Annotated in this window: 7 protein-coding genes; 3 read left to right on the top strand and 4 right to left on the bottom strand. The window is 49.0% G+C overall.

Annotated features, from left to right (window positions below):
• Together IQ235_RS12070 and IQ235_RS12065 are read right to left on the bottom strand one after the other, a co-directional pair.
• On the bottom strand, window positions 1-1465 hold a 1465-nt coding region (locus IQ235_RS12070; RefSeq protein WP_264321709.1), incomplete at its 3' end, for a tetratricopeptide repeat protein.
• 732 nt (window positions 1466-2197) lie between these two features.
• Window positions 2198-2767 (bottom strand): calcium-binding protein, encoded by a 570-nt coding sequence (locus IQ235_RS12065; RefSeq protein WP_264321708.1) that lies wholly within the window; start codon window positions 2765-2767, stop codon window positions 2198-2200.
• Between the two features lie 1250 nt (window positions 2768-4017).
• Between IQ235_RS12065 and IQ235_RS12060 the strand changes: the two genes are divergently transcribed.
• From IQ235_RS12060 to IQ235_RS12050, 3 genes are all read left to right on the top strand, one after another.
• A complete protein-coding gene (locus IQ235_RS12060; protein WP_264321707.1) occupies window positions 4018-5100 on the top strand; it encodes an ATP-dependent 6-phosphofructokinase in 1083 nt (360 codons plus the stop codon).
• 35 nt (window positions 5101-5135) lie between these two features.
• On the top strand, window positions 5136-5786 hold the full coding sequence (locus IQ235_RS12055; RefSeq protein ID WP_264321706.1) for a L,D-transpeptidase: 651 nt from the start codon (window positions 5136-5138) through the stop codon (window positions 5784-5786).
• A gap of 99 nt (window positions 5787-5885) precedes the next feature.
• Window positions 5886-6587, top strand: coding sequence for a fasciclin domain-containing protein (locus tag IQ235_RS12050; protein WP_264321705.1), 702 nt, complete (start codon window positions 5886-5888; stop codon window positions 6585-6587).
• Between the two features lie 232 nt (window positions 6588-6819).
• On the opposite strand, the gene IQ235_RS12045 is transcribed toward IQ235_RS12050, so the two are convergent.
• Window positions 6820-7446 (bottom strand): hypothetical protein, encoded by a 627-nt coding sequence (locus tag IQ235_RS12045; protein WP_264321704.1) that lies wholly within the window; start codon window positions 7444-7446, stop codon window positions 6820-6822.
• A 333-nt stretch (window positions 7447-7779) separates the two neighbouring features.
• Window positions 7780-8397, bottom strand: coding sequence for an LON peptidase substrate-binding domain-containing protein (locus IQ235_RS12040; RefSeq protein ID WP_264321703.1), 618 nt, complete (start codon window positions 8395-8397; stop codon window positions 7780-7782).
• Between the last annotated feature and the right edge of the window lie 2 nt (window positions 8398-8399).

Below are 8399 nucleotides of genomic sequence, written 5' to 3'. Positions count from 1 at the left end.
TCCCCCAGCGATCGAAGGTGGATTTCAAACACCGATGACAGGCTAATCCCTGACATTTTTCCTCGGCGGAAAATGAGGGAGATTGCGGTTCTGGAGAAGCCGTCGTTTGCTTTGCCGGATGAACGCAAATGTAGTGGGTAGAGTCGAGATTCGATCGCATCCACCAATCTCGGGTTGTGGGATAGATACCTCGGGGAATCAGAGCGTCATCCCATCCGCAGGCTGTGCTAGCGTCGCGTAACGCACCACTGCTAGGATACTGAGTGTCGACGATGCGCAAGTCTCGAACTTGCAAGCATTGTTGCTGCGAGTCGCACTCTTCTAACTTTTTTGTCAGTTCTCGATCGTGGGGTTCTATTGCGGCGGCTTTTCGGTAGTAGTCCGCCGCTCCATCGTATCGCCCGGAGTCAAATTGGACGCGACCGAGATAAGTATAGGTTTCTTTTAGATACCGTTCCATATCTGGAGAATCAGGTTGCCGGTATAGTGTGGCAATCAGTTGGCCCGTCGCAAACCGCGCCCGATCGAAATCATCAACAGCCACCAGTTGCGCCATTCGCTGGCAATATGCTTCCACCCACTCCGGCTGACGGGCGATCGCCCGGTGAAAGTAGGCGAAGGCTGCTTGGCGTTCTCCTAGTTCCATTAGAGAAAACCCACAATCGATTTCGGCTGCTATTAGACCCGCCTGGAGTTCCATCGCCCGTTGGAAACAGGCAACTGCCTCGCCGTGGCGATCGCTTTTTTGGTAAGCTTTGCCCAAATTGTAGTGAGTTAAAGCACGATTGGGATTTAATTCGATTGCTCGATGGTAAGCGGCGATCGCTCGATCGAATTTACCTTGAAGGAGCCACCACTTCCCTAAATTATTGTAGAGGGGGACGAATTTCGGGTCGATGGAGCGTGCGGCTCGATAGGCGGCGAGGGCTTCGTCGAATTGTTCTAAGCCAACGAGGAGGCAACCTAGATTATTGTAAGCATAGAGGCGATGGGGATGAGTTAGATCGAACCGATCGAGTGCGAGTTCGTAGCAGCGAATCGCATCGGTTCGCTCGCCCTGTCGCGTCAATACCGACGCGAGTTGGTAATACGCCATCGCCCAATCCGGTTGAAGGGCGATCGCCCGTTCGTACCTATCTCGGGCTGCGGCTAAATCTTGCTGTTGGTGTTGAATCTCGCCGAGTTCGTAGTGGAGTTGGGGATCGTTTGGCTGCATCGAGATCGCCTTTTTATAATGCCCAACGGCTTGAGACAGTTCCCCGGCACTGGCGTGAATTCTGGCTTGATGGTGGTGGTTTGCGTGGGGGTTTGCTTTGGGAATAACATCTCCTAGGGACAAGCCTTCTCGATCGTTCCCCAACGCCATTTGAGCCAGTTGCTGCTGTTGCAGTGGCTCAACCATCGCTCGTCGGTGCGACTGCTGTCGAATGAGACGAGCCGATGCTGTGGGGGGTTCTACCTTCATGGACGATCGCTGGCTTTCTCGCAAGTGTCTATAAGTTCCTACTTCGCAGCGACAATAGGCAATTGCCCGTTCCCATCGACAGTAAGAGCTGGCGGAGATCTTGTGGTGCCGAGGTTTTTTCGGACAAACCGCAAATGCGACGCTGGGAAAATTTTATAGATAACACCCGAAACCCAAACGCTTGACTCTGAGAAAAATTCTTGGAAGAGCTTTAGATTCATACTTGCTCTTGGCAGATCGGCTTTTCTCGTTTGGGAAATCTGAAAAGTTGAGTTAGTTAATTCTTAATTGTTTTTCGCGCTGCGTCATCCGTCATTTTACTGAAGTTCGATCGACATCGTTTTTTGCTCGTCTCAGTACTATTTCCGAGGAACGATCTCCAATTGGGTTGAATAACCATTCGTCAGACATCTAAATAAACCGATCCCGAACCCTTGCAGTGCAAGGGTCAATCGCTAATTTTGGGAGCTGAGGAGGTGACAAACACATCACACACCAAACAGAAGAGAATTGTTGCTAAGTCTGGGTAATTCTCCGGCAGGCGAAATGAAAGAAAAAACACAAACTCTAGCGAAAAACCACAGTCCCAGTGCAGCTTACAGGACTGTGGCTTATAAGTTGTGCAGATTGAATGCTTCTCAATATTTACTGAGTGATTAGCAAGCAATCGAGTTGGAAATTCAAACCGACATCGAAGGTGATTTCCAATAGAGGCGATTGAGTGTTTGGAGCTTAGAAGCTGCCAAATTCGGTTGAATCGCTGGCAATATCGATGATTTCGACTAAACCGGTATCTTCATTGAAGGTCAGATCCGAACTCTCGAAGCGAATCGAGTCGCCTTCTGACGCATCGAAGTCAGCAATGACATCACCCAATCCAACTTTGAAGATATCGGCACCGTCACCGCCAACAAGCGTATCTTCTCCAGCGTCACCAGCGAGCAAGTCGTCGCCTTTACCACCATTGAGAGAGTCGTTGCCCTCACCACCGCGAAGGACATCATTACCTTGACCGCCATGGAAGCGATCGTCTCCACTTTTCCCGATGACCGTGTCGTCGCCTTGGTTGGCAAATACAGTATCATTGCCTTCGGCAGCGAGAATAAAGTCATTTCCAAGACCGGCATGAATCAAATCGTCACCAAGTCCAGCGCGGATCGTATCGTCTCCAGAACCGCCGAGAACCGTATCGTCCCCACGACGGGCCATGATAAAGTCATCGCCGTTCAAACCTTCAATGAGGTTAGAGTCATTTGAAGCGACGATGTTGTCGCTGCCGGGTGTACCAACAATAAATGTCATTCGCTTTGCTCCTTTTGTGTCTTCTAATTGCTTGCGTATTCTCGTGACTGTCATTCCCTTGCGGGCTTGACGCCAAGAAGATCCCAGTTTTGCACTTTAACTGGTCGTTTGCTTGAAACAGTAAGACACGAGCTTACCTTATATAGCAGTACGTACCAGACTCCCGATCGGTATCTAAACGAGTTAGATTAATTGCTTGACTTTAGCTCAGTCTGCTAGAACTTTGCTTAACCTATGAATCATAGTAGGTGGATTCAATAAGAACGTCATCCGTTGATATACGTAAATCACGTATATTTTTTTCTTGTAGAGGACTATATAAACATCAATCTCAGCATAATTACTGGCTAAAATATGCGTATTTCCACGCATATTTTTTGATGCACTAACTGTCCGATTTGTCAATTCGCGATCTAGCTTAAATTCATAGAACCCATTTCATAACAACTTCGAGCAGAAAAATGGAAACTCAAAAATATAAGTCCCGTACGGGTTTGAGAGAGCTTCGGCTCAGAGCTTGACGCTCTGGCTCTGAGTGGGTTATCCAATCGGTGACAAAAGTCCTAAGTTAGGCTTGGGTGACAAAACCTAACAACGGCAACCAAATACATTGAGGAAAAGATAGAGTGTTGAGAAGCTGACGGCCTGACATAAGTACCTTATGCTCTGTCTATATCCTGCTTGTTGCCGCTCTTCGATCGTTGTTAGCAAATTCGATCGCCAATAAGCCTTTACCTGCCGTCAAGCCAGTCGTTCGATCTTCACTAGAAATCAAGAGGTTGACATAGATGTGTCAGGCAGCCGGGTTAGGGAGTCATAGATTGCGAGCATTCAGCTTTTGAATGCGAAAGGTAAGCATTCGTTAAATCTTTAGGACTCTCATCGCAAGGGACTCGTCGTCTTGAGCTTTGAGCCAGGGCAAAAATAGAACGATCGCGATCGTTCTTTCAATTTCCAACAAGTCTCTTAATCCTGAATTCTCCCGCTCGAGGTTTATTTTAAGCTAACAGCGAACGATCGAGCGCTGAATACCCACGATAGATTGGTCTTAATTGTTCCCATGAATTCATCATTTTCTATATAGCTTATTGCTTATCTAAAATCCTTGAGTCGCTCTTTAAAATCAAAGAGAGGAAATATAAACTCTAATAACCCGATAAACCAATAAGATTCTTAAGTTCTCCGACGATCGCCCCGAAGTAAGGGATAAACATGAAAGCAGATCCTACTCACTAACAACAAGCAACAATATGGGAGAACACAAACGGATTGGCATCCTCACCAGTGGCGGCGACTGCGCGGGACTCAACGCTGTGATTCGCGCTGTCGTGCATCATGCTGTGGGGAACTATAACTGGGACGTTTTAGGGATTCGCAACGCAACACTTGGATTGATGCAGCGCCCTCCCCAAGTGATGCATTTAACACCCGAAAATACCGATGGCTTACTGACAATGGGAGGAACCATTCTCGGAACCACCAACCGGGGTAATCCCTTTGCCTTCCCCATGCCCGATGGAACAGAACGCGATCGCTCGAATGAAATTGCTCGAGGCTACCATCAACTCAAACTCGATGCCCTAATCGGGATTGGTGGGGATGGCAGTTTGGCGATTTTGCGGCGTCTGGCCCAGGAAGGGGGAATCAACCTCATCGGTATTCCCAAAACCATCGACAATGATGTAGGGGCAACCGAATGCTCGATCGGCTTCGATACAGCCGTTAATATTGCCACGGAAGCCCTCGATCGCCTTCATTTTACCGCCGCGAGCCACTCTCGGGTCATGATTCTCGAAGTTATGGGTCGCGATGCCGGACATATTGCCCTCAATGCAGGGATTGCCGGAGGCGCGCATGTCATCCTAATACCCGAAATTTCTTACAAAATAGCAAATGTGTGTCGTAAAATTCGCCAGCGCCAAGATCGAGGGCAAAATTTCTCAATTGTCATCGTCTCGGAAGCCGTTTGTACCGAGTCGGGAGAGTTAGTCACGAAAATGGAGCAATTTGGTGAGAGTCGCCTCGGAGGAGTGGGACAGTATCTCGCCGAGCAGATTTCGCACCACAGCGATGCCGAAACTCGGGTGACGGTTTTGGGCCACATTCAACGCGGTGGTATTTCCTCCCCTCTCGATCGACTGTTGGCTTCGTCTTTTGGCGTGGCAGCTGTAGACGCGATCTCCGAGGGTCGATACGATCGAATGGTGGCTTGGCAAAATCGACAGATTGTCGAGGTTCCCATTGCCGAGGCGATTGCCAATTACCGGGCGGTGAACCCCCAAGATACTTTGGTGAAAACCGCCCGAGGCTTGGGAATTTGTTTGGGCGATTGAGATCTATATCCGAGTAAATTCGCTAGACTTTGAGGATGAAATACTCTTCCTCAGAGCGATCGACCGTTCGCCAAACCTCACTCATGGCCGATGAAGAGATTTCGCGCCACACGCTCTGGTTATGCGTGGGTGCGGTCTCATTTTTATTGTTTTTTGTCAAATTCGGTTTTGTTCGTTCCGCACCCATAATCTCGGTGACAGAAGTGGCAGAAATCGAAAGTCCGACGACTGTCGAAAAAATCGCTACCTTTGCCCGATCGAGGCTCGATGGAGCTAAAACCGAGCCGGCCGCCCAGTCAAAAATTCGTTTGACTATCGATTTAAGCGATCGTCGCCTGTATCTATACCAAGCCGATCGTCTGGCTGGCAGTTATCCCGTGGCGATCGGACAAGCGGAGTGGGAAACCCCAACCGGTACGTTCGAGGTGATTCACATGGAAAAAAATCCCGTGTGGGAGCAACCGATCAACGGCAAAATCGTCGCACCGGGGGAGGAAAATCCGTTGGGCGAGCGGTGGATCGGTTTCTGGACCGATGGTACCGTGCACATTGGAATCCACGGCACATCCGACGAGAGCCAGGTGGGACAAGCTATCTCTCACGGCTGCCTGCGAATGCGAAACTCGGAAATTCGCCGATTGTACGATCTCGTTTTCTTAGGCACCCCGATCGAAATTCGAGATTAGGTGAGGTTTTCGGAAGGATAGATTGTAAATTTTGGTTAATGGTATAGAATACTCTTCAATCTACTTTTACCAAATCTTTACAAAAGGAGATACCAAAGTATGGTTAACCAAACGGGTGCTAATTGGCTCGGACGCTCTCTTACCCTATTGGGAGTTGCGGGAGCCAGCGTTCTCCTGAATTTACCAGCCGCAGCCGAATCGGCTCTCGAAGGCTCGATCGAAAACTCAGCCATCGAAACCATCGCCGAAACGAAGTCTGAAGAAACCGCCTCAGCTAGTGGAACGATTGTCGATATCGCCGCAGCCAGTGGCTCTTTCGATACCCTCGTAGCAGCTCTAGAGGCCGCCGGTTTAGTAGAAACTCTTGCTGGGGAAGGACCTTTCACTGTGTTTGCCCCGACTGATGAGGCTTTTGCCGCGCTTCCTCCGGGAACTGTAGAAGAATTGTTAAAGCCGGAAAACCAAGATGTCCTCATCGAGATTTTGACTTACCACGTGGTTCCCGGTTCAGTTATGTCCACCGATCTCGAATCTGGATCGATTCCCAGCTTGCAAGGAGAAGCGCTCGCCGTTGACTTGAGCAACGGTGTGATGGTAGGAGATGCGATGGTAATCGAGGCGGATATTCCGGCCACTAACGGTACGATTCATGTCATCGATACGGTGATGCTGCCCGAAGGGGTATTGTCTGTGGAGGAAGCACCGATGCCCGACGGGATGATGATGCCTGAAGAGATGATGATGCCTGAAGAGATGATGGAACCGGACGAGATGATGATGCCTGAAGGTAGCACTCGCTAAGTTCGAGTTGCTTCGGTTAAGATTCTGCAGCTGTTGGAAATTCCTAGTGTGAAAGTAAACCCCGTCCCATGGCGACGGGGTTTTTATAGATCCGCGCTCGGTTCTAGCAATCAATTGCAATGACTCGCCAAAAACTGAGCGAGACGATTTACGATACATTTCATAAATTCGATCGAGGTGAAACTTTTTTGTAACGCGATACAAAGTTACATCTTTCTTTCACGAAGCCCTTTTATGACGACTCTTGAGAACCAGATGCCGGCAATTGGGGTCTAGGGAGATCGGAACTAGAGTTAAGTTGTTTGGGTACATCTATTCCGGCAAGCAGCGATGGTGCTGGCTCTTCGAGTGGACTCTCGTCGGATGGAATCGATTCTAGAAACTGTGGAATGTTGGGGGAGACGTTGGTCGTTTTTGCACTGGAAATGAGAGATACCGTATCTCCTAAGGCTGTTGTCAAATCCGTTCGAGTTTTCGCGTGATTTTCCCGTTCTGTTTTTAGCGTCTCTCTCAAGCCTGCCAGTTCTTGACGCAAGTGTTCGCATTCAACGGTTCGATCGATTAATTTTGGCTTTAGCCCTTCGAGGGGTAGTTGTTCGATCTCTTGCTCTGCGGCATTTAATAAGTTGGTTTGTGACGGTTTAACAACATTTTGTCCTTGCCCAACTTGAGTCTGAAGCCGCTCGAGCTGGGTCTGAGCGGCTTGAACTTGGTCGCGACGCTGCTGGGCTTCTGTGGTGTAAAGCGATCTCCAATGCTCGGCACTAGCTCGGGCGGTGGCAAGTTCTTGTTTGACCCGAGCCAACTGCTGCTGCAGCGACTGAATTTCCCCAATCCATTGAGCGACGTTATTATCCATGGTTATTCTTGACGATCGAATTGCGAGTTGTGCGGATCGAAAACGAGTTTATTTGGAACCATTGGTCATTAAAGTTTTTCGGAGACGCTCGTTCTTGCCCCGTTACAAGCTCTCGGGCGCGCTCGATCGCGTACGTGAATCTTTTCGGGAGCAGTGAGTGCGATGGATCGAGTGTACCAAATTCCTTCGGTTTCTCAACAAGGGTTTTGAAGGGAAAATCCGGTTTTATTGTGACTCACTATCTTCTTTAAAACAGACTCCCAAGACGAAAAGAGCCAGCATTCTTCAACAGAGCACTGGCGTGAGTTTCAATATTTTCTGAGATGTCTATTGCTATTTTTCACGATCGAAAGTATCTTTTAAGACTGTCCGGGCGGCGAGATGATTGCGAGTTGTGGTGAGAATTTCGGCTTCCCGCTCCAGTCGCTTTAAAGTATCTTGCATTTCCAATAAGGCTTGTTGTTCTGAGGCAACGCCATAAAGATTGCCAGCGACCCAATAGGAGAGTTCTGTGGGTAAGCTGGGAATATCGTTAGGCAGATCGATACCCCGATCCATCAACTTGGCTGAGAGGCGAACCACGTCTTTGAGAAGTTGTTCGACGCTTGCTGCGAGGGTTGTTAAATTGCCTTCAGGCGGACGATCTTCAATCCACTCCACAAGACCGACGCGGTAGGGTTTTTCACGCACGTATTCGAGAACGCGAAACCGTTGTTGCCCCAAAGTCCAAATTTTCATCCGATCGTCTGGTAAGCGCTGATGTTGGATCACCTCAGCACAGCATCCAACAGATGCAGCTTCTCCATTGGCTGGGTCGAACATGAGTACCCCAAAACGACGATCGCTCTTCAAAATAGTATTCATCATCATCCGGTAGCGAAACTCAAAAATATGAAGGGGGAGCGGTCTACCGGGAAAGAGAACCACCTCTGGCAGAGGAAACAGAGGCAGTT

The organism is Zarconia navalis LEGE 11467 (assembly GCF_015207075.1).
Lineage (GTDB): Bacteria > Cyanobacteriota > Cyanobacteriia > Cyanobacteriales > Geitlerinemataceae > Zarconia > Zarconia navalis.
The sequence above is the reverse complement of the archived record's forward strand: the minus strand, read 5'-3'. Positions and strand labels throughout refer to the sequence as shown.

Excerpts from the sequence above, each read along its gene's own strand:
- IQ235_RS12060 (WP_264321707.1), top strand. The coding sequence starts at position 4,018 with ATGGGAGAACACAAACGGATTGGCATCCTCACCAGTGGCGGCGACTGC.
- IQ235_RS12065 (WP_264321708.1), bottom strand. The coding sequence starts at position 2,767 with ATGACATTTATTGTTGGTACACCCGGCAGCGACAACATCGTCGCTTCA.
- IQ235_RS12050 (WP_264321705.1), top strand. The coding sequence starts at position 5,886 with ATGGTTAACCAAACGGGTGCTAATTGGCTCGGACGCTCTCTTACCCTA.
- IQ235_RS12055 (WP_264321706.1), top strand. The coding sequence starts at position 5,136 with ATGAAATACTCTTCCTCAGAGCGATCGACCGTTCGCCAAACCTCACTC.
- IQ235_RS12045 (WP_264321704.1), bottom strand. The coding sequence starts at position 7,446 with ATGGATAATAACGTCGCTCAATGGATTGGGGAAATTCAGTCGCTGCAG.